General features: G+C 61.6%; 19 protein-coding genes and 3 pseudogenes. 11 read left to right on the top strand and 11 right to left on the bottom strand.

All coding sequences use genetic code 11. From position 1 onward, the window contains the following. Positions 1–44: 44 nt before the first annotated feature. Genes QMO82_RS33700 through QMO82_RS33690 form a run of 3 tightly spaced genes read right to left on the bottom strand, consistent with a single transcriptional unit; the run spans position 45 to position 5070 of the window. Positions 45–788: a TfuA-like protein gene (locus QMO82_RS33700; RefSeq protein ID WP_183608972.1), complete on the bottom strand. Its 744-nt coding sequence runs from the start codon at positions 786–788 to the stop codon at positions 45–47. A gap of 9 nt (positions 789–797) precedes the next feature. After that, the gene (locus tag QMO82_RS33695; RefSeq protein WP_183609074.1) at positions 798–1970 is read right to left on the bottom strand and encodes a YcaO-like family protein; all 1173 of its coding nucleotides are present in this window, start codon (positions 1968–1970) and stop codon (positions 798–800) included. A gap of 25 nt (positions 1971–1995) precedes the next feature. Next, on the bottom strand, positions 1996–5070 hold the full coding sequence (locus QMO82_RS33690) for an AAA family ATPase (RefSeq protein ID WP_183608971.1): 3075 nt from the start codon (positions 5068–5070) through the stop codon (positions 1996–1998). A 231-nt stretch (positions 5071–5301) separates the two neighbouring features. Between QMO82_RS33690 and QMO82_RS33685 the strand changes: the two genes are divergently transcribed. Next, positions 5302–6060, top strand: a complete 759-nt coding sequence (locus QMO82_RS33685) for an IclR family transcriptional regulator (RefSeq protein ID WP_183608970.1) — start codon at positions 5302–5304, stop codon at positions 6058–6060. A gap of 54 nt (positions 6061–6114) precedes the next feature. Here the strand turns inward: QMO82_RS33685 and QMO82_RS33680 are convergent, their stop codons facing one another. After that, a complete protein-coding gene (locus QMO82_RS33680; protein WP_183608969.1) occupies positions 6115–7659 on the bottom strand; it encodes an acid phosphatase in 1545 nt (514 codons plus the stop codon). Positions 7660–7853: 194 nt separating this feature from the next. Between QMO82_RS33680 and QMO82_RS33675 the strand changes: the two genes are divergently transcribed. The 3 genes from QMO82_RS33675 (at position 7854) to QMO82_RS33665 (ending at position 10666) form a co-directional block, all read left to right on the top strand. Then, the gene (locus QMO82_RS33675) at positions 7854–9143 is read left to right on the top strand and encodes a cytochrome-c peroxidase (RefSeq protein WP_183608968.1); all 1290 of its coding nucleotides are present in this window, start codon (positions 7854–7856) and stop codon (positions 9141–9143) included. A 301-nt stretch (positions 9144–9444) separates the two neighbouring features. Beyond that, positions 9445–10470, top strand: a complete 1026-nt coding sequence (locus QMO82_RS33670) for an isopenicillin N synthase family oxygenase (RefSeq protein ID WP_183608967.1) — start codon at positions 9445–9447, stop codon at positions 10468–10470. 64 nt (positions 10471–10534) lie between these two features. Next, the gene (locus tag QMO82_RS33665) at positions 10535–10666 is read left to right on the top strand and encodes a hypothetical protein (RefSeq protein ID WP_272784771.1); all 132 of its coding nucleotides are present in this window, start codon (positions 10535–10537) and stop codon (positions 10664–10666) included. Between the two features lie 26 nt (positions 10667–10692). Here the strand turns inward: QMO82_RS33665 and QMO82_RS33660 are convergent, their stop codons facing one another. The 4 genes and pseudogenes from QMO82_RS33660 to QMO82_RS33645 all read right to left on the bottom strand — a co-directional run bounded on the left by QMO82_RS33660 (position 10693) and on the right by QMO82_RS33645 (position 15840). Continuing rightward, the gene (locus tag QMO82_RS33660) at positions 10693–12411 is read right to left on the bottom strand and encodes an ABC transporter ATP-binding protein (RefSeq protein ID WP_183609073.1); all 1719 of its coding nucleotides are present in this window, start codon (positions 12409–12411) and stop codon (positions 10693–10695) included. A 24-nt stretch (positions 12412–12435) separates the two neighbouring features. Further along, positions 12436–13287 (bottom strand): annotated as a pseudogene (locus QMO82_RS33655) (ABC transporter permease); the annotation flags it as partial. Continuing rightward, the gene (locus QMO82_RS33650) at positions 13284–14237 is read right to left on the bottom strand and encodes an ABC transporter permease (protein ID WP_183608966.1); all 954 of its coding nucleotides are present in this window, start codon (positions 14235–14237) and stop codon (positions 13284–13286) included. The gene QMO82_RS33650 and the pseudogene QMO82_RS33655, both read right to left, overlap by 4 nt. After that, on the bottom strand, positions 14215–15840 hold the full coding sequence (locus QMO82_RS33645; protein ID WP_246718346.1) for an ABC transporter substrate-binding protein: 1626 nt from the start codon (positions 15838–15840) through the stop codon (positions 14215–14217). Before QMO82_RS33645 ends, QMO82_RS33650 begins: the two co-directional genes overlap by 23 nt. A gap of 399 nt (positions 15841–16239) precedes the next feature. Between QMO82_RS33645 and QMO82_RS33640 the strand changes: the two genes are divergently transcribed. The 3 genes from QMO82_RS33640 (at position 16240) to QMO82_RS33630 (ending at position 20081) form a co-directional block, all read left to right on the top strand. Continuing rightward, positions 16240–16527: a co-chaperone GroES gene (locus QMO82_RS33640; protein WP_183608965.1), complete on the top strand. Its 288-nt coding sequence runs from the start codon at positions 16240–16242 to the stop codon at positions 16525–16527. A 103-nt stretch (positions 16528–16630) separates the two neighbouring features. Then, positions 16631–18259, top strand: coding sequence for a chaperonin GroEL (gene groL / locus QMO82_RS33635; protein WP_183608964.1), 1629 nt, complete (start codon positions 16631–16633; stop codon positions 18257–18259). Between the two features lie 499 nt (positions 18260–18758). Continuing rightward, on the top strand, positions 18759–20081 hold the full coding sequence (locus QMO82_RS33630; protein WP_183608963.1) for an O-acetylhomoserine aminocarboxypropyltransferase/cysteine synthase family protein: 1323 nt from the start codon (positions 18759–18761) through the stop codon (positions 20079–20081). A gap of 81 nt (positions 20082–20162) precedes the next feature. On the opposite strand, the gene QMO82_RS33625 is transcribed toward QMO82_RS33630, so the two are convergent. Both QMO82_RS33625 and QMO82_RS33620 read right to left on the bottom strand, forming a co-directional pair. Then, on the bottom strand, positions 20163–20522 hold the full coding sequence (locus QMO82_RS33625; protein WP_183608962.1) for a hypothetical protein: 360 nt from the start codon (positions 20520–20522) through the stop codon (positions 20163–20165). Positions 20523–20552: 30 nt separating this feature from the next. Then, positions 20553–20741 (bottom strand): annotated as a pseudogene (locus tag QMO82_RS33620) (hypothetical protein); the annotation flags it as partial. A 181-nt stretch (positions 20742–20922) separates the two neighbouring features. On the opposite strand from QMO82_RS33620, the gene QMO82_RS33615 reads away from it, so the two are divergent. From QMO82_RS33615 to QMO82_RS33605, 3 genes are read left to right on the top strand one after another with little or no spacing between them, the layout of a single operon-like run. Further along, complete coding sequence (locus tag QMO82_RS33615; protein WP_183608961.1) at positions 20923–21966, top strand: amino acid ABC transporter substrate-binding protein; 1044 nt, start codon at positions 20923–20925, stop codon at positions 21964–21966. A gap of 23 nt (positions 21967–21989) precedes the next feature. Beyond that, positions 21990–23171 carry an amino acid ABC transporter permease gene (locus QMO82_RS33610; RefSeq protein WP_272784776.1) on the top strand — a complete coding sequence of 394 codons (1182 nt, stop codon included), beginning with the start codon at positions 21990–21992 and terminating at the stop codon, positions 23169–23171. Next, on the top strand, positions 23168–24229 hold the full coding sequence (locus QMO82_RS33605; RefSeq protein WP_183608960.1) for an amino acid ABC transporter permease: 1062 nt from the start codon (positions 23168–23170) through the stop codon (positions 24227–24229). The genes QMO82_RS33610 and QMO82_RS33605 overlap by 4 nt, the downstream gene beginning before the upstream one ends. Positions 24230–24295: 66 nt before the next feature. Here QMO82_RS33605 and QMO82_RS33600 read toward each other — a convergent pair. Next, positions 24296–24702: pseudogene (locus tag QMO82_RS33600) on the bottom strand (carboxymuconolactone decarboxylase family protein). A gap of 273 nt (positions 24703–24975) precedes the next feature. On the opposite strand from QMO82_RS33600, the gene QMO82_RS33595 reads away from it, so the two are divergent. Then, positions 24976–25905, top strand: a complete 930-nt coding sequence (locus QMO82_RS33595; protein WP_183608959.1) for a TauD/TfdA family dioxygenase — start codon at positions 24976–24978, stop codon at positions 25903–25905. Positions 25906–25964 lie beyond the last annotated feature (59 nt).

Genomic DNA, 25964 nt, shown 5'->3' with positions numbered 1-25964 from the left:
AGCTCAACTACTCAGTTAGATGAGTTATATGGCAACAACTTAAATTAGTACTTTCTAAATAAATTGATGTCAATAGATCCGGCTTCCAGATCACGCAGAAAGGTATTGGTTACCGTAAAGGACAACCCCGCAGGCTTGTACTTCGACAGGCCCGGCGCCAACCGCAGCGCAAGGAGCGCATCGGCTTTCTTCTGCGCAATCAAATGGCTGCGCAGCAAGGCCGACTTCTCCGCTGGCCATTGCGCTGCGGCGAGCACCTTTCGCATGGACCGTTCGCGAAAATTAAGCCGCCGGGCTGCGGCGATGCCGGCATCCATTTCAGCTTTGGCAATCAGGCCACGGCGAAAAAGCGCTGCAAAACTGCGCTGCAGGTCGACCAGTGCCTCGGTCAAAGCCGTGAAGCCGAGCTCCGCGGGGCCGCATTGGACCGCGACTGCATCTTCCGCCGTCAGCGGCCAGCGCCGGTACCATCGATAGATCAGACCGACACCGATCATTCCGAATGGATGCAACTCGGCCGCCCGGAGCGCGCCCATGCTTGCGGCGCCTATCATCACGATGCCATGCGACAGCGCCCAGAGAATCTCCTTGTGACGCACGGCCGGCCTGTCCTCGAAAAGACCGTCGATCAGAACCATCGCTTTCGGGCGAAATGCGTGGGCGGCAAGAATGATGTCTCCCTGCGAAACGGGCTGCAGATAGACGGCGTCGAGAATGCGTTGCGCCTCCGGCAAGCGGAGGGTCGGCCCGAGGAAGACGAGTATTGGACCGTCGGCTTTCTGATCCATCCCGCACCCTCACCGCTCGACCGTAAAAGGGCGCATGCCGGCAAGTATCGTGCGCACGCAATGAATGTCCGGATCGGTCTCCAAAGCAATTGGAACGGCAAGAACCGGCCCCAGACCGGCTGAAATGATCCTTTCCAGAAGCTCCTCCAGGCCGGTAACTGCGGGCAAAACGTCCACAAAACTTATCGATGGAGCACCTTCACCGAGAATGAGATCGCGGGCATCGGCAAGCATGGCCCCGCTTGGCTTCGCATAGTGCTTCCGCGTCTGGTCGTCTCTCGCGCCGGATATGGCTCCGGCTCGGGCCGCCAGTGCTTCAAGCAAGGCACCGAACGCGGCGTCGTGAAGATCAAGACCGGCACAATAACCTTCCGTGGGGAGGGCCAGCATCGGTTCGCCTTCGCCGGCTTCAATCGTCTGGCACCAGACGACCGGAATCCCTGTCGGCGAAACGGCATGCCAGAAGGCAGCCGATATTCCGAGCGCGGCTACCTGCGAGAGAACATCCTGAACTGCCGTGCCCAAGCCCGACAACGGCAACCTCATCCGATCCATGAAGCCGTGGGTTTTAAAAGCCTGGGCAATCGCATCCCGCTCTATGCATTCCAGCAGCCCATGCCGCAAGGCGCCAAAGTCTGACCGGTGGCATGCAAGGCCCGTCGTGGTGCGCATGAAAACACCATCATGGCAGGGGGGCGGATCGGTATAGATCGTGTGCACAAGTTCAAACGGGATGGGCGCGGCAGCGCCGGTTGCCATGTCGACACCCATGATCCAGTCGATCTCGCGTTCGCGCCAATTCGCCCGGGAAACAGCAAGGCAGAAACCATCGAAGGACCCGGCGCCGATCTCCAGCCTTTCTGCGGTCGACAGGAAGACACGGGAGGCGGGGATTGCCTCGGCATAGAAGCGCTCGAACGATTCCATGATCGCCCCGATTGCGGCAGACGCTCTGGACATTCCACGGCCGAGCGAGGTGACCTCAGATAATGCGGCCGGTCGTATGGCCTGGACGACCGGAAGCCCGATCCGATCGAGGCCGCTCAGATCGGCGATGCGGGTGATCCGGGCTCGACGGCAGAACGGCAGCAGGGAGCGGAAATAGAACTCGGCGTCCCCAGGGTCCGGCGACCCGAGAGTCATGTTTCCGTTGATGATGCCGGCATAAAATGCCGACAGCATTTCCCTCTCGCCTGCGGCGCAAACTTCAGAGTTCGCCGGCAAAGCCAAGCTCCTTCGCCGATCGTTGCGACCGGTGCAGCAAGGCAACCGCGCCTTGCTCTTGCGCAATGGCGATCGCCGTTCTCAGATCCGGAAGCAGGGCCGACTCCCCTGCCCTGGCGTTCGACAGCAGCAGCGCGCGACGGCGGTGAAGCTCGGCCAACCAGTAACCATGGCCTGTCGCCTTCGCCTCGCCGATAGCATCGGTGACGACCTCTATCGCCGTTTGATATTTGCGCGCCCGGCCGAGCATGGTCGCATGCATATAGAGATAAATCGGCAGATCGGCGACGGCTCCGAGCTCCCTCAGAAGCGCTAAGCCTGCGCGGAAGCTCTCGTGACCGCGGGACAGACTTTCAACATGCGCAACTGCCCATCCGCGAAAGAGCATCGCGAGTGCCGACAAGGATTGCAGTTCGTGCTTTTTCGCAAAATCGGCCATCCTGCCCGAAATCTCGATCAGGCGTGCGTGGTCGTTGCGATAGAATGCCGATACCGCCTCGGTATCCAGCGAGTGCGACTTGCTCGGCATATGCCCAATGCGATCCACAAAAGCGACCATGTCGACAAGTGCCTTGCTGGATTCTTCGGTCTGGCCCGTCAGCCAGAGCGACAGCGCCAGCTGTCCGAGGCCGCAAACCTTGGCGTCATGGCCGCCAAAGACATTGCGGCTCGTTTTCGCCGCCTCGTCGTCGTAAAGCGCAAGCCCCGCTCGTATCGCCTTTTGGGCCTCCCGCTGCCTTCCGACATTGAACTCGATTGCCCAGATCGAATGGTTGACCTGCAGTTCGATCTCGCGATCGGCGACACCGGAGAGCATTGCCTGCACCTTTCGAGCGCGGCCGTGCATCTCCATGAAGTTCTGCCCGGTCTGCCACCAGCCCCAATAGAGCGGAAACCACTTGGGCTGATCTTCCTTCGGCTGGCGGCGCGCGATCTCGACGCCCTTTTCGTAAAGGGTTCGCGCCGGGGCCGAGTTGGGTCCGACCGTTGCCGTCAGCAGCGGTCCGAGCGCCATCAACACCGAAAGGTGCAACGCGTCGGAAGCGGCTTCGGGCTTGGTCTCGCAAAGCGCCAGGGCACGTTCGAGATGGTGGCGCGCCTCCACCATTGCCGATCGGCTAGCGTGCTCCTTTCCTGCCTTCATGAACAACGAAACCGCGTGCTCCGGAAGGCCGGCAGCCTCCGCATGCTCGGCAAGCGCACCCGTATCCAGCCAACCCGCGATCGCACGATTGTTGTTGGTGGCCATGAACAGGCGGCGGTGGAGTAGCTGGCGTTGCGTTTTCAGCAGACCGTTATAGATTGTCTCCTGGATCAGAGCGTGGCGAAAGCCGTAGGCGATGCCGCCTTGGGCCCGCACGCGGGTCAAAAATCCGGTCTCGCATAGAGTTTCCGCAGCATGCAAGAGAGATTTCCTGCTTGTGTCCGGCAACAGGGGGCGAAGCAGCGAAACGGTAAAACGATCCCCCGCGACGGCCCCGGCCCGCGCCACGTCCCGGGCGGATCCCAAATGTTCGAGCCGCGAATTCAAGATCCCTTCGAAGACGGAAACATGATTGCGTGACGGATTTGACGGCACGCTCATCGCATCGTCAGTGGCGGCTTCGGACGCCCATTGGCATATTTCCTCGATGAAGAGCGGTACGCCGCCGGATATGCGTCCGCTCACCTCGAGCAACTGCGGCAATGCTTCCTGGCGATGGCTTGGCCAGCGCGTTGTGATCGCCAGCCGTGTTTCGTCGTGGTCAAGCGGACCGAGCAAAATATGTTCCGGCTCGTCCTCGTCGAACATGCCGGCATACGGATCCCGTCTGCTGGTGACGATCAGCAATGCGGGAAGCGCAGGCACGAGCCGCGCCGCTTCGCGAAGCAGATGCTCGGAGGTAGGATCGATCCAATGAATGTCCTCGACCGCTATCATCAGCGGCGTTTGCTCGCACATGACGCTCAACGCTTTTGACAGCGCCTGCCGTGCGCGTTTCTGGATTGCCTTGGGAGAACTGTCGGAGAGAGCCTCATTGCGCCCATCCGCACCGAGCAGATGGGAAAATATGCTGATGACTTCACGATCCCGGATGCCGTGGCGCGCAAACTGAGCAGCGACCGCTGCGACCGTCAGCCGCCCGCCATCCGTGCTGTCGGAATGGCGCTGCGGAAAACTGTTCAGCACCGGGTGAAGCGTCGAGCGAAACCCTCCCGGCAGGCATTGAAAAAACAGCGATCGCACCGGCTGCGCATGGATCATATGTCGGGCTTGCCGAAGCAGCCGCGACTTGCCGATGCCGGCCTCGCCGGTGATGACGACGACCTTGCCCTTACCTTCGACTGCGGCCTTCCAGGCCTTCTCTATCCGCTCAAGCTCCGCAATGCGGCCGACGAATGTGCCATCCAGCCGTCCGAAGGCGTGGAACCGGTCGAGCTCCCGTTTGTGGCCGATTGCTCTCCAGACGTTTTCAGGCGCGGAGAAGCCTTTCAACATCCGTGCACCTTCCGGAACGAAGGCCTGTGAGCGGCCGGCGAGGTTCCGGGTCTCTTCCGAAACCAGGACGCTGTCGGGTTCAGCGGCGGCCTCGAGCCGTGTCGCAAGCGCAAGTGCGGCGCCCGTGACCGGCTCATGTATCCAGTTTTGCAGCTGCGTATCCCGGATCAGGGCAACCGATGTCGCGACACCCACGCGCACCTGCAGATCGTCTCGAACGAGATCGCGGGCGAGACGCTGACACGCTTTGACGATTCCAAGGCCGGCGCGGATCGCGGCCGACGCGGCATCCCGCGGTCCGAGCTCGATCGGAAAAAGCGCCACCCCACCGTCCCCAGCTTCGACGCGGACGACGCCGGAATGCGCCGTGATCGCTTGCCGCGCCGCCTGCTGGAAGGCGGCGATCATATCCTGATAGTCCTCGATATCCATCAGATTGAAGAGATTGGTGGAGCCGATCAGGTCATAGCACAGCGCAGTGACGACCCGCCGCTCGCCGCCATGTTGGGAAGAGCGGCTTTCGCCAGTCGAAACCTCTGTGGATCGCCCCTGCTTATCGATTGGCGTGTCGCGACTCATACATGGCTCCTGCCTTCCGAGTATCGATAATCACGCTACTTCGGCGATCATATCACGACTTATCCGGGTTGTCGGCTGGGAATGTGGGAGGTGCTCATCCGATCGAAATCCTCCAAATCTATTGGCGCAGAATGTCCAAATCAAATAAGGATCGGTTCGAAATATCGCAGCAAAACTGTCTTTAGAAAACTGCTGAAGCGCCCACCCCAAAGAGCATCGATAACCCGACCCATGCGCGAAACGGATTTCGTCAGCGGCTTTGCCCGCGGCCTGAAAGTCATCGAGGCCTTCGGTGAAACGCGGCAGCGGCTGTCGATTGCCGAGGCCGCCAAGCTGACGGGGCTCGACCGCGCCACGGTGCGCCGCTCGCTGCTGACGCTCGCCGAGCTCGGTTATGCCGATTATGACGGCAAGTTCTTCACCCTGACGCCGAAGATCCTGCGGCTTGGCCATGCCTATCTCGCGGCGACGCCGCTGCCGGCGCTGCTGCAGCCGCATCTCGATCTGCTCTCGGAAAAGGCCGGCCAGAGCGCCTCGGCCTCGGTGCTGGACGGCACCGACATCGTCTATATCGCCCGCGCCGCGCAGCGCCGCGTCATGTCGATCAATCTCACCCCCGGCAGCCGCCTGCCCGCCTATTGCGCCTCGATGGGCCGCGTGCTGCTTGCGGCTCTTGCCGAAAACGAGGCGCGCGCCATCCTTGCCCGCAGCGAGTTGAGAAAAAATACGCCGAATACCAGGATCGACCCGGACGAACTCATCACAGAATTCCGGCGCGTCCGCGCCGAGGGCTACGCCATCATCGACCAGGAGCTGGAGATCGGCCTCTGCTCGATCGCCGTGCCGATCGATAACGACCGCGGCGAAACGGTCGCGGCGATCAATATCGGCACTCCGGCCGCCCTCGTCCCGGCCGCGGAGATGAAGGAGCGCTATCTGCCGCTGCTGAGGGAAACGCAGGCGGCGCTGCGGCCGCTGCTGCGCCGGTGACGCAGGCCCCAAGCTTGACCGGCCCCGGTCGAAACCGGAGCCGCTCGTGATCGATCAATACGTCAGGTCAAGCGCGGCTGTGAGGTCGCCCATCGGCGGCCGGCCGTTGTCGCGCAACGCCGTGTCGCGGGCGACGATGCCGGGCAAAACAGGCAGATCGTAGCGCGCGGTGATCAGGCGGATGATCGAGGTCGTGTCGTATTGGGTATGATCGACCGTGCCGGCCTTGGCGAAAGGCGAGATGATGAAGGCCGGAATGCGGTTGCCCGGGCCCCAGCGATCGGCCTTCGGCGGCGCGACGTGATCCCAGAAGCCGCCATTTTCGTCATAGGTGACGATCACCAGCATATGGCCCCATTGCGGACTCTTCTCGAGATGCGAGACAATATCGGCAAGATGCTGGTCGCCGCTCGACACATCGGCATAACCGCCATGTTCGTTGAGGTTGCCCTGCGGCTTGTAGAAGGACACCGCCGGCAGCTTGTCGTCGTCGATGTCTTTGAGGAAGGCCTCGCCGGCCAGGCCGCCATCCCTGAGATGTTCGGCGCGCGCCGGGGTGCCGGGGGCGAAATTGGCGAAATAGTTGAGCGGCTGGTGGTGGAACTGGAAGTTCGGCACCGGCGTCGCGTTCTTGCCGTCAAGGGCTGCCTGCCAGGCACCGCCATACCAGGCCCAGCTGACGCCCTTCAGCGACAGCAGGTCGCCGATGGTGGTCGCATGCTGCGGCGGCAGCGTCGTCGCCGCCGTGGGATCGGCATAGGCCGGATCACCGTCCTTGGCCGGCGGATTGGCGCTCGGCTCGTAGGGCGGCTGCATGGTGTTGACGGCGTAGAAGTCGGGCGTCAGCGTGCCGTCGGAGACGAATTTAGGCGCGCCCTCCAGCGCCGATTTCGGGGCGTTTTCCGCCACAACAAGCGAGGTGCCGTCGGCATCGACCTTGGCGATCACAGGCTTGGCCGGGCTCTTGTCGGCATCGGGATAATAGGGCGCACAGGCGCAGACCAGTGCAAAGTGGTTGAGGAACGAGCCGCCGAAGGCGCCCTGGAAGAAGTTGTCGGCCAGGACGTATTTCTTGGCAACCTGCCACATCGGCAGGATCGAGCCGTCATAATGGCCCATGACCAGGCTGCCGGAATCGGCCCAGGCGACAAACTTGTCGTTCTTGCCGCCGTCGATCTGCATCTGCTCCTGGTAGAAACGATGCCAGAGATCGCGGGTGATGACGGTCGGCGCCTGGGCAAAACCCTTGGGATCGTCGATCGCGAAGCTGGCATTGGCAAGATGAGCCGACTGCCCCTCGGTGATGGCAGGGGTCACGCCCTTGGCGGTCAGGCCGCCCCAGGCCGGCGGCAGTTCGGCGAGCGGCTGACCGTCGCGGTCGAGCTGGCGGGCCTCATCGGCGCTGACATTGGAAAGGCCGTTGGCGCCGGGAAAGCCGCCATAGAGATTATCGAAGCTGCGGTTTTCGGCATAGATGACGACGATATTGTCGATCTTGTCGTAACCGGCCGGTGCCGCATGGGCTGATGCCGCCACCGCACACGGCACGAAGGCCGTTCCGGCGAGACAGATGGAATGCAGGAGTTTCAGTCTTTTCACGGGGCACCTCATGGCTAGGGGCGTTGGCTAGAGGGAGCGAAGAACGCTCGGGGGCGCCCAAACGCTATTCCGGCCGTCTATCAACTTTGTGACATCAGGGTTGCCGTGATGCCGCAGGGAATAGCCGTCATCAATTTGTTGCAACCAGGTTCGATCATGGAGGAAATCAGTCTTAAGCTATTGGAATCCTTATCATGGCAATCAAGACCATCTGGTTTGTCCGGTCCGGCCTGGCGGTGAGCATGGGTGCGGCGGCGCTCTGTCTGGCCATTCTGCCGCTGCGGCAAAGCAGCGCGGCGGTGGCTGTCGGCGTGCATCCCGGCCCGATGTCGCGCACCGAGGCCTTCGCCCGGGCCGAGCAGCTGACCGCGCTCGGCCGCAAGATATTCTCAGACGCCTCGCTGTCGGCCTCGGGACTGCAGGCCTGCGCCTCCTGCCATGATCCCCGTCATGGCTTCGGCCCGGCATCGGCGACACCAGTCGAGATGGGCGGCCAGCATATGGACCGGCCGGGCCTGCGCGCCGTTCCGACGCTGCGTTACCTGCAGGCGGTGCCCGCCTTCACCGAGCATTATTACGATTCCGAGGACGAGGGCGACGAAAGCGTCGATAACGGCCCGACCGGCGGCCTCACCTGGGACGGCCGGGTCGATCACGGCGCCGATCAGGCGAAGATCCCGCTGCTCTCGCCCTTCGAGATGGGCAACAAGGATGCGGCCGAGGTTGCGGCCAAACTGCGCAAGGCGTCCTACGCCGCCGACATCAGGGCGGCCTTCGGCGAGAGCGTGTTCGACAATCCTAAGGACACATTCGACGCCGCCACCGAGGCGCTCGCCGCCTTCGAACAGAGCGGTCCGGATTTCTATCCCTATTCCAGCCGCTACGACGCCTTCCTCGCCGGCAAGGCGACGCTGACCGCGCGGGAGCTGCACGGACGGCAGCTGTTCGAGGATCCAGCAAAGGGTAACTGTTCGAGCTGTCACGTCAGCGAACCCGCCGATGACGGTGAGCCGCCGCTCTTTTCCGACTTCGGCTTCCTCGGGCTTGCCGCGCCGCGCAACATGGCGATTCCGGCCAATGGCGACCCCGGCTATCACGACCTCGGCCTCTGCGGCCCACAACGCACCGATCTTGCCGGATATAGCGAATATTGCGGCCTGTTCCGCACCCCGACGCTGCGCAATGTCGCGTTGAAGAAGAGTTTCTTCCACAATGGCTATTTCCACGCGCTGCGCGACGTCGTCGCCTTCTATGCGACGCGCGACAGCGATCCCGGCCGCTGGTATCCGAGAAATGCCGACGGCACGGTCCGCAAGTATGACGACCTGCCGCAGGCCTATTGGGACAATCTCAACCAGGATCCGCCCTTCGGCAGGAAGCCCGGCGATGCGCCCGCCCTCACCGATCCCGAGATCGACGACATCGTGGCCTTCTTGGGAAGCCTGACGGATGCCGATCTGCAGCCGGAGGCAACCGGGCATTAGGGCAATTCCAGGAAAGGTGCGAAGCGGTTTTCCGGCCGGAATTGCGTGAAAACAAAGAGATAGAGCATCTCCGTGATTCGGAGAAAAATGGAAATGCTCTAGGCACGCAAGATCGCAGTGTGATCGGCGGCAGGCGAATAATCTACAAATTTGCTCGAAAAATAAAATGCGTTTTCCCCGATCGCCGAATTATCGCATCAGCCCTCGTTGAACATCGCCCCGCTGCTTGGGACATTATACCGGTCGAAGGTGCCGTTTCCGGCATGGGCTCGACGCGAGTTTCAGCAAGAAGGAAAATGCCGTGACCGCTGCAGCAAGGACGCTTCCGATACTCGATCTCGGGCGTTTTGCATCCACTCATCCGGAACGACAGCAAGCCCTGGCGGAGCTTCGCGACGTCAGCCGGACACTCGGATTTTTCTATCTCACCGGCCACGGCATTCCGCAGCAACGGATCGACGATCTGACCGACCTCGCACGCCGCTTCTTCTCGCTGCCGGAAGAGCAGAAGCTGGAAATCGAGATGCGCAAGTCGCCACAGTTCCGCGGCTATAACAGGGCCGGCTTCGAATATACCCGCGGCAAGCAGGATTGGCGGGAACAGGTCGATTTCGGCCCCGAGCGCCAGAGGCTGGAGATCGGCCCGGGCGATCCCCCATGGAAGCGGCTGTTCGGCCCGAACCAATTCCCCTCGGCGCTTCCGCACATGCGTGCGGCCGTGCTCGAATGGATCGAAGAAGTGACCGGCGTCGGCCTGAAGGTCCTTCAGGCATTTTCCGAGGCACTCGGCCAGAGCCCGGATGTCTTCGCGCCGATCTATGCCAACGGTCCGAACCAGCTTCTGAAGATCGTGCGGTATCCCGGTCGCGATCAGACGGAGAGTGACCAGGGCGTCGGCGCCCATAAGGATGGCGGCTTCGTCACCATCCTGTTGCAGGACGTCATCGGCGGCCTGCAGGTGGATGACGGCGAAGGCGGCTGGATCGACGCGCCGCCTATCCCAGGCACCTTCGTCGTCAATGTCGGCGAGCTGCTGGAACTCGCCTCCAACGGTTACCTCAAGGCCAATATCCACCGCGTCGTTACGCCGCCGGCCGGCGGCGACAGGCTGTCCATTCCGTTCTTCCTCGGCGCCAACCTGGCAGCCACCATCCCTGTTCTCGATTTGCCGCCGGCGCTTCTGGCGGAGGTGCGGGGCGTGACGCAGGATCCTCTCAATCCCTTGTTTCGCGAGGTCGGCCGCAATGTGCTGAAATCCCGCCTGCGCTCGCATCCCGACGTGGCGCGGGAGCATCATGCGGACCTATTGGACACGCAAGCAATATAGACCTTGACCGCCCGGCCTTCACCGAAGGGCGCCGGGATCGACACATCCGGCGCGGGGGCCGCCCATGAAGCTGAATACGTCTTCGATCATAACCGTGATCCTGCTTGCGGCCATGTTCGGCCTCGTCGCGCTCAATCCCTTCGGCAGGAATATCGTCGTTCACCAAGACGTCGGGCCGACACTATCGGCGAAGTGAAGTGTATTCGCCGACCTGCCCTCGGTCTAAGGAGCGGCTCGGGAACTCGCCCAGAAATGCCTCTGATCGGCCGCCAAGTTCGGGACCGACGCGATGAGGGAGCGCGTGTAGGGATGCTGCGGACGGTCGAACACCTGCTCCACCGATCCGCTTTCGACGATCACCCCATCCTTCATGACGGCGATCCGGTGGCTCATATGCTGGACGACCCCCAGATCATGCGAGATGAACACCATCGAAAGCCCCAGCCGCTGCTGAAGGTCGGCCAGCAGATCCAACACCTGCGCCTGCGTCGTCACGTCAAGCGCAGACACCGGCTCGTCGCAGATCAAAAGCTTCGGTTCGGCCGCCAGCGCCTGTGCGATCGAAACGCGTTGACGCTGCCCGCCGGAAAGCGCTGTCGGGCGGCGCGCGAGCAATTCCGGCGCGAGGCCGACCATCTCGATCAGCTCCGCCACCCTCCGCCGGCGGGCCGCCTTGTCGAGGCTGCCACCCAGCCGTAGCGGCTGTTCTATGATGCGCTCAACGGTAAACCGCGGATCGAATGAACTCAAAGGATCCTGGCTGATCGTCTGGATGCCGGCTCGCACCGGCCGGCGGGCGGCTTCGGTCAGCGTACTCCAAGGCCCCCCGTCGAAGAGCACCTCGCCGCTATTCGGGCTGCGCAGCGCCAGCGCAATCTTGCCGAGCGTCGTCTTGCCGGAGCCGGATTCGCCGACAATGCCCAGCGTTTCTCCACGACCGATCTGCAGCGACACGTCGCTCACCGCTTCCAGAAGGCTGCCGTCGGGACGCCGGAAGCTGACGGAGACGTTGCGGACCTGCAGCAGCGGCTCGCCATCCACCGGCGCCCGGCCATAGGCCGGTGCGGCATCGGGGGCGCTCAGACGCCGGCCGCGCGTGGCGCCTGTGGGAACCGCAGCCAGCAGGCGGCGGGTATAGGCGTGCTGGGGGGCGGAGAGCACCTCTTGCGCCAAGCCTGATTCAACGACACGGCCATTCTGCATGACCGCGACGCGGTCGGCCAATTGCGCCGCAACGGCGAGGTCATGGGTGATCAGAAGAACGCCGAAGCCGGCGCGCGCGAGGCCCTTGAAGACCGATAGAACCTGCTGTTGGACGGTCGCGTCGAGCGCCGTGGTCGGCTCGTCGGCGATCAGCAGACGCGGCTCGCCCGCCAGCGCCGATGCGATGAGGGCCCGTTGCCGAAGCCCTCCGGAAAGCTCATGCGGATATTGGGCGGCGCGGAGTTCCGGATCCGCAATGCCGACGCGCGTCAAAAGTTCGCTGACGCGCGCCGCCACCTGCGATCGCGCCGCCAGCCGATGCGCAAGCAACGGCTCGGCAATCTCGCGCCCCACGGTGCGCAGCGGGTCGAGGGAAACCAGGGCGTCCTGCAGCACGAAGCCGATCTCGCGCCCGCGGATCTCCCGCCAGGCCCGCTGCGATTGCCGCAGCAGATCGAGCGGCCGGCCGTCATGCCCCGCCAGCACCATCTTGCGGGCCTGGACATGCGCATGCGGGCCGGCAAGGCCGACCAGCGCGCGCGCCGTCACCGACTTGCCCGATCCGGACTCGCCGACCAGCGCGAGGATCTCGCCCGGCGCGATCCGCAGGGAAAGATCCGAAACGGCCTCGACAATGCCCTGCGGCGTGTCGAAGGCGACATGCAGCCCATCGATCTCGAGGAGCGGCGGACCGGACGAGGCGAGGATGGGCGGGCGCGGACCGGGTCTTATGTTCATCAGGCATCCCCCCCGGGCCAGAAGCGTCTGCAATCGCCTGGCGACAAGAGTGATCGAAATCACCGAGACCGCGACCACGGTGGCCGGCAGCAGACTTGTCCAGGGAGCAATGTCGATGAAATTGCGGCCGTTCGCCAAGAGCGCTCCCCATTCGGCGGCAGGCGGTACGACGCCGAGGCCGAGAAAACTTAAGGCCGAGGCGGTCAGCACCGAGGCGCCGACGCCGATCGTCGCGAGAATGACCAGCGGCCGAACGGCGTTCGGCACGATATGCTCGATGATGATCGTCCAGGGATGTTCACCGATCGCCACGGCATGCTCGACATAGCCGGAGAGCTTGACCTGCAGGACTTGCGAGCGGATCAGCCGGGCGTAACCGGCGATGGAGGAGAGGCCGACGGCCAGCAGGGTGTTGAGCGGCCCGCGCCCGAGCACGGCGATCACCAGCAGCGCCAGCAGTATTTCCGGAAAGGCCAGAAGAATGTCGATCACCCGGACCAGAAGCCGGCTCACCGGCTTCGGCGACAGGGCCGCCGCCGTCCCCAGAATGACGCCGCCGAAACAGGCGATCAGCGTGGCGCCGATCCCAATCGTCAACGACTGCGATGTTCCGTAGACGATGCGGGAAAAGAGATCGCGTCCCAGTTCATCGGTTCCAAACCAGTGAATGCCACTTGGCGCTTCCAGGATGGCATTGGTGTCGATGGCGTCCGGATCGAACGCCGTAAACCATTGCGGCGCCCAGACGGCAAAAGCGAGGATGACGACCGCGGCGAGCGGCAGCAGCAGCCCCGGCGCAAGCCAGGGATGCCTGCGGCGAGAACCGGCGGCCGTGCGGCCGCGCAGCACCGTGTCGAACAATTCCGTACTGCTCATGCTGCACTCCTTCGCAGGCGCGGATCGATCAGCAGATAGAGGGCATCGACCAGAAGGTTGATGATGACGAAGACAAAGGCGGACAGCATCACCAGCCCGAGAACGAGCGGCATGTCGCGGGTCTTGATGGCCTGCAGGGTGATCTGCCCGATGCCGGAGCGGCCGAACACCGTCTCGGTGAGGATCGAGCCACTGAGCGTGCTTGCAAACAGGGTTCCCGTCAAAGTCGAGGCGGCAAGGGCGGCATGGCGCAGACCGTGCCGCAGCCGCAGAGCCGTCTCGCCGACGCCGCGCGTGCGAACCGTCAGCGAAAAGGGCTGAAGCAGGGCTTCCTCCAGGCCATCCCGCAGCACCTGGGTCAGCAGCGCCGCCAGCGGCAGGCTGAGCGCGATGGCCGGCAGGACCAGCGCGGAAAAGCCGGCATTGCCCGTCACCGGAAACCATTGCAGCCGGAAACTGAAGACCGACAGCAGCACGATGCCGATCCAGTAGACGGGCGTACTGAGGAGGACCAGCTCGATCCCCGAGACGGCAATGGCGATCCCCCTGCGCCGGCCGGCGGTCGCGAGCGCAATGCTCAACGCCAGGATCAAGGCGATGAAAATCGCACTGCCGGCGAGCTGCAATGTCGGCCCCGCCGCCCCGTAGATGAGCTCCGTCACCGGCTGGCGGTACTGGTAGCTTTCACCGAAATCACCGGTCAGGGCACTGAGCACATAACGCGCATATTGCACGTAAAGCGGCTGATCCAATCCGTATTGTTGCGTCAGCACGGCGCGCTCAGCCGCATCGACGACGTTCTCGCCACCCGACAGCACCGAGACGGGATCGCCGGGAATGAGCTTGACGGCGGCAAAGGCGATCGTTGCGGCGCCCCAGAGCACCGCAACGACGACACCGAGCCGCTTCAAGCCGGCGCGGATCACGTTACGGCTCGAGCCAGGCATCATAGAAGAGCGGCTTTGCGTTTGTTGCCCAGCTGAGGCCGTGAAGTTTCTTCGACGCCCCGAGCTGGTAGGCCGCCACGAACAGCGGCACCGCATAGGCCTGTCCGACGATCTCCGACTGGATCTCGCCATAGAGCTGCTTCCGCTCCGCATCGCTTGCACCGATGGCCTTGCTCAGTTTCTCATCGAGGCTGGTGACGCGGACGTAATCGGATCCGTTCGGCGGCACGTAGGCCGAATGAAACACGGTACGCAATATGTCCGGTTCCGCCCTGACATAGAAGAAGGAAACCAGATCGTAATCATTGCTGTTGGCTCGGGCGGTATAGCCGCCGGCGTCGACCGGATCGAGCTGGAAATCGAACCCGGCCTGACGCACCTGATATTGCACCGCCTGCGCAAGGGTTACGTTCGATGCGCCGACGGAAGCGCTGTCATAGACATAATGCACGGTGAGGCGCTGGCCGTCCTTGGTGCGAATTCCCTCAGCATCCTTTTTCGTCCAGCCGGCCTCGTCGAGCAGCTTGTTTGCCTTGGCGAGATCGAAGCCCCAGGTGCCGGCCACGCCGGCATCGTAATAGAGCGTCGACGGCCCGAGGATATTGTCGGCCGGCTTGAGCGTGCCGAGATAGGCTGCCTTTACCGCCGCCGCCCCGTTCACGGCGCTCTGGAAGGCCTGGCGGACCTTGGCGTCCTGGAAAGGTCCCTTGGATGTATTGAGGAAATAGGAACTGTTGACGCCGGGGTTCTCCCTGGTCACCACCTGAAGCTTCTCATCGCCCTGCACGGAACGGTAATTGGCGGGCGGGACTTCGTCGATCGCCTGAACCTGGCCGCTTGCCAAGGCACCGAGGCGAACCGATGACTCCGGCAGATATTTGAAGTCGATGCCGTTGAAATGGGCCGGGCCGGTGTGCTTGGCATAACCCGGCCCCCAATTGTAGTCGGCGCGGCGCGTGAGCTTGCTGCCGCTGCCCTTGACGAAGCTTTCGAGAATATAGGGGCCGGAGCCGACAACCGTATTGGTCGTGCTCGTCGCCTTCTGCAGATAGGTCGGCGACTGAATCCCGAGATAGGGCAGGCTCAGCCCCTGAAGCAGCGGCGCGAAAGGCTTGTTATAGTGGATGACGAGCGTGCCGGCATCGACCGCCTCGATCTTGTCGACCGGGCCGAGCAGCGATTTTGCGTAGCTCGACGTCGTCTTCGGATCCAGGATCCGGTCGAAATTATACTTGACCGCAGCGGCATCGAGCGGCGTGCCGTCGCTGAAGGTCACGCCCTGCCTGAGATGAAACGTATAGACGCTGTTGTCGCCGTCGATCTCCCAGCGTTCGGCCAGCCACGGCGCGAAACTATTGTCCTCGGCTTGCCCGACGAGGGAATCGACGAGGTTTCGGGTGATGACGGCGGTAATCGAGCTGCCGGTTATCGAAGGATCTATGATCGCCGTGTCGGTGGCGAGCCCGACGGTCAGCGTGCCGCCTTCCACCGGCGTTGCGCTCTCGGCCGCAGACGCCTGCGTGCCTGCAAATGCGAGAAGGGAAAATGCCAGCGCAACAGCGATGGGATTTCGTCTCGGGAATGTCTTGAAAGGCTTTACCGTCATATCTGGTCCCAGAATTGGTGATGCTTCAGATCCGGCTCGATGTCCGTTCATATGTCGGCGAACAATCAGCGCGTGAGCATATATTGTCTATTAAATTTATAGACTAAAGGCATTCTGGTGCGTTTGTGCCCGCGGATGAAAAAATCCGTTTCGCGGAAATCTTTTCATCGACCTTGGAAAGGCTGGCCTCTTCGTCGGCCTGGCGAAGCCTGACTTCCGCGGCGCGATCAAATTAATCTACTAATTTTGTAGAAAATTAAAATGCCTTTTCCCGGATGCCGGATTTCGCGCATCAGCTGTCTTTGCGAAACAGCCCGCGGCTTGGGACATTGTTGGCAGCCTTGGTGAAGTGCTGCCAGGCCCACAACGACCACGCCGAAACAGGAAGGAAACGAAAGAATGGCATTTCGCCCATTGCATGACCGCATCGTCATCCGTCGCGTCGACAGCGACGAAAAGACCAGAGGCGGGATCATCATCCCCGATACGGCGAAGGAGAAGCCGCAGGAAGGTGCCGTCGTCGCCGTCGGCCCGGGACTGCGCGACGACAGCGGAAAGCTGACGCCGCTCGATGTCAAAGCCGGAGACCGTGTGCTTTTCGGCAAGTGGTCCGGCACCGAGATCAAGATCGACGGCGAAGACCTGCTGATCCTCAAGGAAGCCGACATCCTCGGCGTTCTCGCGTAATCGCTTTTAGCGCGGAGAACCGCTCTAAGTTTTTGTTTTTTACACAATTCCGGACGGAAACCCGCCGCACTTTTCCTGGAATTGCTCTAGAAAGGAAGTTTTCATGGCTGCGAAAGAAGTTAAGTTTTCCGCGGATGCACGCCAGCGCCTTTTGCGCGGCGTCGATATTCTGGCCGATGCCGTCAAGGTGACGCTCGGTCCCAAGGGACGGAATGTCATCATCGAGAAATCGTTCGGCGCCCCGCGGATCACCAAGGACGGTGTTTCCGTCGCAAAGGAAATCGAGCTCGAGGACAAGTTCGAGAACCTCGGCGCCCAGCTGCTGCGCGAGGTCGCTTCCAAGACGAACGATCTCGCCGGCGACGGCACCACCACTGCGACGGTGCTGGCCCAGGCCATCGTCCGCGAGGGAGCCAAGGCGGTCGCTGCCGGTTTCAACCCGCAGGATCTGAAGCGCGGCATCGATCTTGGGACTGCCGAAGCCATTCGCAGCATCAAGGAACGCTCCCGCAAGGTCGCCTCCTCAGACGAGGTCGCCCAGGTCGGCACGATCTCGGCGAATGGCGAAAGCGAAATCGGCAGGATCATCGCCGAAGCCGTCCGCCGGGTCGGCAATGAAGGCGTCATCACCGTCGAGGAAGCAAAGAGCTTCGAAACCGAACTGGACGTGGTCGAGGGCCTGCAGTTCGATCGCGGCTACCTCAGCCCCTATTTCGTCACGAATGCGGAAAAGCTGATCGTCGAGTATGAGGATGCCTATATCCTGATCCATGAAAAGAAGCTCGCCTCCCTGCAGCCGCTCCTGCCGCTGCTCGAGGCGGTCGTTCAAACCGGCAAGCCGCTGCTGATCATCGCCGAGGACGTCGAAGGCGAGGCTCTGGCGACGCTCGTCGTCAACAAGCTGCGCGGCGGCTTGAAGATCGCCGCCGTCAAGGCCCCCGGTTTCGGCGATCGTCGCAAGGCGCTGCTGGAAGACATTGCCATCGTCACCGGCGGTCAGGTGATCTCCGAAGATGTCGGCATCAAGCTTGAGAATGTCACGCTCGATCAGCTCGGCCGCGTGAAGAGGATCCGCATCGACAAGGAAAATACGACCATCGTCGATGGCGCCGGCGCCAAGGTCGAGATCGAGTCGCGGGTCCAGCAGATCAAGACGCAGATCGAGGAGACCACCTCCGATTACGACCGCGAGAAGCTGCAGGAACGGCTGGCAAAGCTCGCGGGCGGCGTTGCCGTCATCCGCGTCGGCGGCTCCACCGAGGTCGAGGTCAAGGAAAAGAAGGACCGTGTCGATGACGCGCTGAACGCGACCCGCGCCGCGATCGAAGAGGGCATCGTGCCGGGCGGCGGCGTGGCGCTGCTTCGGGCAAAGGCGGCAGTCGAAACCTTGAAGAACGAAAACTCCGACATTCAGGCCGGCATTCATATTCTTCTGAAGGCGCTCGAAGCGCCGATTCGCCAGATTGCCGAAAATGCCGGCGCCGAGGGTTCGATCGTCGTCGGCAAGGTCCTCGAAAACAGCTCTCCGACCTTCGGTTTCAACGCCCAGTCGGAAAAATATGTCGACCTTTTGGAAGAAGGGATCGTCGATCCTGCCAAGGTGGTCCGAACCGCCCTTCAGGATGCCGCCTCCGTCGCTGGCCTTCTGGTGACCACCGAAGCCCTGATCGCGGAATTGCCGAAGGAGAAGGCTGCCGTGCCGGCAGCACCCGGCGGCGGTTTCGATTACTAAAGTCTAGATGTGAATGGTCGCCGACGAAGCATTTCGTCGGCGACTTCAATGATCCGCGCCGAGCGTCCACACAGAGATCGCTGGATTTTCCTATGCCTCCGCGGAATCTTGGATGGATATATCAAAAGGCCCGACAAAATCGGATGTCGATGTGTCGCGCATAAGACTTGGAAACCGCATGATTTTCGCAGTTGACGCGTTCGACGCAGCATTCCTCCCGGCTGCGTTGCGTTGGCTGTTCCCCTCTGGAGGTTTTTGACCTTCATCCCTTAAGGGCTCCGCCGTCATGGTGGGAGCCCTTCTTTTTGTCGCATAGAAAGTGCCTCCCTGAGCACGTCGATTACGAGAAAGCCATACAGCTTCGAAGTCGATGCCTGAGCGGCTCCGGCTTGGGAAATGCAATTTCCAATAGAATCCCCAAAATTGGAAATTCGTTACTCTACAAAAACTATAGACATAGACAATCTTCGGAAAGCAGTCGCCCTTCCTTGGAGATCTTATGACCCTCAAATCAACCCGTCCAGAAACCTTGGCACTTCATGCGGGATGGCGTGCCGATCCCGCCACCGGCGCCGTGGCCGTTCCGATTTACCAGACGACGTCGTTCCAGTTCCGCGATACCGAACACGCTGCCAACCTTTTCGCCCTCAAGGAATTGGGCAACATCTACAGCCGCATCGGCAATCCGACAGTCGATGTGCTCGAACAGCGGGTGGCCGCCATCGAGGGCGGCGTGGCAGCGCTGGCTCTGGCATCGGGGCAGGCTGCTTCAGCTTTCGCCATCCAGAACCTCGCCAAGGCCGGAGACAATGTTGTCAGCTCGACCGATCTTTACGGCGGCACCTGGAACCTGTTCGCCAACACGTTGAAGGATCAGGGGATCGAGGTACGGTTCGTTGATCCGACGGATCCGGAGAATTTCCGCCGCGCAACGGACGATCGCACGAGGGCGTATTACGCCGAGACGCTTCCGAATCCGAAGCTGACCGTGTTTCCCATCGCGGAAGTGTCCGCCATCGGGCGCGAACTTGGGATTCCGTTGATCGTCGACAACACGGCAGCACCTCTGCTTGCACGTCCGTTCGATCACGGCGCGGCGGTGGTGGTGTATTCGTCAACGAAATACCTGGGCGGCCACGGTACGTCGATCGGCGGACTGATCGTTGATGGCGGCAACTTCGATTGGGCGGCGCATCCCGATCGGCAGCCGGCCCTGAACACGCCCGACAAGAGCTATCATGGCGCAATCTGGACGGAGGCAGTCAAGCCCCTGGGGCCGATTGCCTATATCATCAAGGCACGGGTCACTCTCCTGCGCGATCTCGGCGCTCCACTTGCGCCGTTCAATGCCTTTCAGATCATCCAGGGCATCGAAACCTTGCCGTTGCGCATCGAGCGCCATGCAAGGAACGCTCAACTGGTCGCGGATTATCTTGCCAAAAGGCCGGAGGTGTCGAAGGTCATCCATCCGTCCACGCAGACCGGCCTGTGGCGCGAGCGGGCCGACAAGTACCTCAAGGGTGGGTATGGCGGCCTGGTGGGCTTCGAATTGAAGGGTGGCCTCGAGGCCGGTCGTCGTTTCATCGACAGTCTCGAACTGCTTTATCATGTTGCCAACATCGGCGATGCACGCAGCCTGGCGATTCATCCGGCGACAACGACGCATTCCCAGCTTTCCGGCGAGGAGCAACTGGCAAGCGGCGTGTCACCGGGTTATGTCCGGCTTTCGATCGGCATCGAACATATCGATGACATATTGGAGGACATCGAGCGTGGCCTCGATGCAGCCTCTGGTCTCAGCGCTAACAGCAACGTTGCCTGATCGTCGAAATCCTGACTGGCCGCCGCACAAGTAACTGTGGCGGCCCGTTTTCTTTCAGGCCGAAGCGGGCAAACAAAGGGATCATCCGGGCATTTTTAGCTTGTTGATCTGCTGACCACGCTCATCGAAATTGCTTGCCGACAGCCAGCCCTGCGTTGAGCCTTGTTTCGGTATCACCGCCCAGAATGGCTGATCCCTTCGCGTTGAAAGATCGTCCAGTAAAATCCGAAGCCGGTTGAGATCGTCGAATGGACCATACCTCAAGTAAGTAAAACTATCAGGGGCCTCGGCGACCGAAGGCCAAAGATCGTCAGCGTGATCGCCGGAAAGCGGCACCAAGTCCACGAAGCGCCCCGAGTGCGACGCCTTTATCGGCAGTGGCCATTCATGTTGCAAAATAGGGATGCCTAGCCGCGTTTGCTCCAACAAATCGATAACCACCCTCAACCTTCGAAAATGCGTCAGGCGTCATTATTCACACTGGTTGAAGCAGCGCAACGTCCGCTCTTGGCGCATAGTCACCATGTCCATCAAGGCTGAGGCGAGACCGTAGAACGCCGCGGATATTGCTGCAGCCGCCGGCATCGTGACGATCCAGGCCATCACGATATTGCCGGCCACTCCCCAGCGCACGGCCGAAACACGACGAGCGTTCCCGACCGCGCCCTGAGCCATGCCGCCGCCGCCATTTTGAGCAAAGCGTTTTAAAAACAGGCATCGCTTTATAATAATCTATCTACTCTATAGACTAAATATACTTACATTCCGTCTCTGCAGGCGGATTTCGATCCTCCCAAGCACGATCCGCCTGCGGTTGGGGACGAACTTCTAGGAGCATTTCATGAAAGCGATTTCCACTTTTCATCGGCAGCTGAGGGCGGCTGCCGGAGCGGTAGCGATTGCCGCTGCCATCTTGTTGCCGGTTGCCGCCGAGGCCGGCCAGACGCTCGACAAGATCAAGGAGCGCGGTCTCATCAAGGTCGGCGTCGGCACGACGCCGGGCTTCTTCACGCCTGACAGCAACGGCCGCTGGCAGGGCTTCTTCATCGATTTCGGCCGGGCGCTCGCAGTGACGGTCTTCAACGATCCTGACAAGGTCGAATTCACCAACTCCTCGCCGCAGCAGCGTCTGCCGGCGCTGCAGGCGGGTGAATTCGATATCCTGCTTTCCGGCGTCACCGAAACCGTCACCCGCGCCTTCAAGCTCGGCTTCCATTTCGGTCCGGTGGTCTTCTATGACGGCCAGGGCCTGCTTGTCCGCAAGGATCTCGGCATCACCAAGGGCGAAGATCTCGACGGCGCAACGATCGGCGTCCAAAGCGGCACGACGGGCGAGCTCAACATCGCCGACTTCTTCCGCAAGACCGGCAAGAAATTCACGCCAGTTACGATCGAGGAGACGAGCGAATTTACCAAGGCGCTCGATACCGGACGTGTCGATGCTTTGACCCAGGACTCGACCGATCTTGCAGCCAAGCGCACGCAGCTCAAGAAACCCGACGATTATATCCTGCTGCCCGAGCGGCTTTCCAAGGAGCCGCTGGCTCCGGCTGTCCGCGCCGGCGACGATCAGTGGCTCGAAATCGTCAATTGGACGGTTTACGCCACCATCCAGGCTGAAGAATTCGGCATCACCAAGGACAATGTCGATACGTTCCTGACGAGCGATGACCCGGCGATCAAGCGTTTTCTCGGCGTCGATACGTCGCTCGGCGAAGCCATCGGCCTCGATCCGAAATTCGCCTACAACATCGTCAAGGCGGTGGGCAATTACGGTGAGATCTTCGAGCGCAACGTCGGCAAGGACACGCCTCTCAATTTCGCGCGCGGCTATAATCAGCTCTGGACAAAGGGCGGCCTTATCTACTCGCCGCCGTTCCGCTGAGATCATCCGTGCCGCAGCAAACATTGAACGATCGATCCGAACCGGGCTTTTCCAAGCCCGGTTTTCCGGCTTCCGTCCGCAGGTGGCTGGGGCCTGCGCCATTCTTTCAGACCGTGTTTCTTTTGCTGCTGGCCGTCGTTTTATGGCGCCTCGGCAGCAATGTCGTGGAAACCATGCAGAGGCTTGGCCTCAACCCCGGCTTCGCCTTCCTGCATCAGCGGGCGAATTTCGAAATCGGCGAGAGCCTGATTGCCTATTCCTCTTCCGATACCTACGGCCGCGCATTGCTGGCCGGACTGGTCAATACGATCAACGTCGCCTTCTTCGGCTGCGTGCTGGCAACAATTCTCGGGATCTTGCTCGGCATCGCCCGGCTGTCCGGAAACCTGGTCCTGTCGTCCTTCGTGCGCAGCTACGTCGAGGTCTTTCGGAACACGCCGCTTCTTCTGCAGCTCTTTCTCTGGAGTGCGATCTTTCACAGCCTGCCGGCGCCACGCCGCGCGATCACGCTTTCCGAAAGCCTCTTCCTGTCCAATCGCGGGGTGTTTCTGCCGCGCCTGCTTTTCGACGGCCCTTCGCCGCTCATCTGGCTACCCCCAGCGCTCATTGCCGCGGGAATTGCCATCTCGATTTCGCGCCGATGGTTCTTCGGCCAGCGCCTCTATGCCAGCCGGATGACCGCAGTCGCCGTCGCAGTCTTCGTTGCCGTGCCTTGGGCGGCGGGCGTTTCCGTCTCCATCGAGCTGCCGGTAAGGGGCGGCTTCAACATCAGCGGCGGCGTATCCCTCACACCGGAAATTGCCACACTCCTTGCCGGCCTGATTTTCAATTCGGCCGCAACGATCGCCGAAATCGTGCGAAGCGGCATTCAATCCGTCGGCAACGGCCAATGGGAAGCCGCGCGCGCGCTCGGCCTCAGGCCCGGGCATATCATGCGGCTTATCGTGCTGCCGCAGGCCCTGCGGGTGATAACGCCGCTGATGACGTCGAGTTATCTCGATCTGACGAAGAATTCGAGCCTGGCTGTCGCCATCGGTTTTCCGGATCTGGTCAGCGTCGCCAATACGACCGCCAATACGACAGGCCAGACCCTGGAAGCGATCACCATCATCGCTGTCGCCTATCTGACGCTCAACCTCGGAGTTTCCGCGCTGATGAACATCTATAACCGCCGCATCATGCTGAGGGACGCGCGCCGGCGATGAGTGAACTGCAGGTTGTTCTTCCCAAGCGCCGGCGGCCACTGACCGCCGGTCTCTTTGACAACAGGCGCAATACTGTCATTACCTTGCTTTGCATTGCCGTCGTCGCATGGTTCCTGGTGCCGTTCCTGCATTGGGCTGTCGGCAACGCGGTTTGGGCGGGATCGGCGCAGGATTGTTCGGCGGGCGACGGCGCCTGCTGGGCCTTTGTCGCGGCAAAGTTTCGCTTCATCATCTTCGGCTTCTACCCGCCTGCCCTGCAATGGCGCCCTGCCCTGGTCATTCTCGGGATAGGCATCCTGCTGTTCATTTCCACCAGGCCAAGTTTCTGGAGCCTGAAGCTGCTCATGCTCTGGCTTGTCGTCGTGCCGCTGGCGTGGCTGCTGATGGCCGGAACATTGCTGCCGCCGGCAGTGCCCTCAAGCCAATGGGGCGGGCTGCCGATCACGATCCTCGTCTCGGTGATCGGGCTTGCCACCGCCTTCCCTGTCGCCTTGCTTCTGGCGTTTGCGCGTCGCTCTTCCATGGGAATCCTGCGCACGCTCGCGGTGGTCTTCATCGAATGCCTGCGCGGCGTTCCGCTGATCGTCGTCCTCTATGTTGCCATGCTGATCGTGCCGATGGCCCTGCCGACGGATGCGCTGGTCGACAAATTGCTGCGGGCGCAAATCGGCATAAGCCTGTTCGTCTCGGCCTATCTGGCTGAGGTCATTCGCGCCGGGCTGCAGTCGATCCCTGAGGGACAGACGGAAGCCGCCTATTCCCTCGGTCTCGGCTATTGGCGCACAGCGCAACTGGTCGTCCTGCCGCAAGCGCTGCGCGCCGTCATTCCGGCGATCGTCAATCTGTCCATCGGCATCCTGCTGAACACCGCTCTGCTTGCCGTGATCGGCATCCTCGATCTTCTCAATGCGGCAAAGACCGCCGCCACGGACCCAAACTGGCTCGGCTTTTATACCGAGACCTTCATTTTCGTTGCCTGCATCTATTTCGCCATCAGTTATGGCGCCTCGCGATACAGCCTCTGGCTGGAGCGACGGCTTCGCGCCGATAGGCAATGACATCGAAGAGCCGGTCGCTTCCATTATCAGTCGAGCTCGCGTCGCGACCCCATCCCGAGCCGGGTCTTACCGGACCTCAAATTCCGGATCCGAGGCAACCTGCATGGCAAGCGCCAGATGATTTGTCTGCGCAGCGAGCCCGATGATCGTCAGAAGTTCGCCATGCTGAGCATCCGTCATGCCGCGCGCACGGGCGGCTGCAGTATGGGATTGAACACAATACTGGCACGCATTCGCCGTCGACACCGCGATATAGATCATCTCGCGCGTCAATGGATCGATCGCGCCTTCCACGGTCATGACCGATTTCAATGTTCCCATACCCGCTTGAGGTTTGCAGGATCGTTCGCAAGCGCGCGCCAGAAGTTGTTGATGAAGTCGGTCTTGCGCGTCGCCCTGATGTCGTCGAACACGGCTTGAACGGCCGGAATGGCCGCAGCCTCTTGGTCCGACAGGAGCTTGACTGTTGCCATCGAAAGTTCCTCCCGGCGGCCGCAATGAACGGCCGCAAACATGATCTTTTCTTCGCTTGCTTCGGCAGGCGAGAATTCACCGACAACAGGGAAATATCGAAGGCAGCTGTTTCGGGGAAGCCGGCAAAATTAGAAATTTTTGTCTATAGATTTTATAGATTATTCTGTTCCATAGCCCTGTGAACACTCGCGATGAGATTTTCGAACCCCCGGTGGCTGCTCACCGGTGCATGCGACTTGCCGCCTTCTTCCAAAATCAACCAGGAGATTTCCATGGGCAACCCAGTTCTCGTCAATCAGATCATTCCCGAGTCCGATGTCGTGCCGCTGACCGGCCGTGTCGGAGCCGAAATCAGGGGGATCCGCCTCGGCGGAGAGCTTTCGGACGCAACGGTGGCAGCCATCAACCAGCTTCTCCTGAAACACAAGGTCATCTTCTTCCGCGATCAGGGACATCTTGACGATTCCGAGCAGGAAGCCTTCGCACGCCGCCTGGGCGACCTCGTGCCCCATCCAACCCAGGGTCCAGTGGCCGGCACGGCTTCCATCCTCAATCTCGATTCCAGCCGCGGCGGCGGCAGGGCGGACCAGTGGCACACCGATGTCACCTTCGTGGATGCCTATCCGAAATTCTCGGTCCTGCGCGGCGTCGTCATCCCGGCAGCCGGCGGCGATACGATCTGGTCCAACACCCATGCCGCATATGAAAGCCTGCCGGCGTCGCTCAAATTGCTGGCGGACAATTTATGGGCCATTCACAGCAATGCCTATGACTACGCAGCCGTGCGCCCTCGCGCCACCGCTGAAGAGAAGAAGCATTTCGAGGAGGTTTTCACCTCGACCATCTACGAGACCGAACATCCGGTCGTGCGTGTCCATCCCGAAACCGGCGAGAGATCGCTGCTGCTCGGCAATTTCGTTCAGCGCCTGGTCGGCTTGTCGAAGAGCGACTCCGCCAAACTCTATGAAGTGTTCCAGTCCTACGTCACCGCCCCGGAAAATACCGTGCGCTGGCGCTGGAGAGCCGGGGATGTCGTGATCTGGGATAACCGCGCGACCCAGCACTACGCCGTCAACGACTACGGCGACCAGCACCGCGTCGTGCGCCGCGCCACCGTTGACGGCGACGTCCCCGTCAGTGTCGACGGCCGCCGCAGCGTCACCCACGTCAAGGCCGCCAAGCCGAAAGCAAAGGCCGCCTGAGCGCGGGATAGCCGAACGGCCATCCGCTTCGGCTATCCCGGCACCGGTTCGACAACAAG

This window comes from Rhizobium sp. BT04 (assembly GCF_030053135.1).
Classification (GTDB): Bacteria; Pseudomonadota; Alphaproteobacteria; order Rhizobiales; family Rhizobiaceae; genus Rhizobium; species Rhizobium binxianense.
The sequence above is the reverse complement of the archived record's forward strand: the minus strand, read 5'-3'. Positions and strand labels throughout refer to the sequence as shown.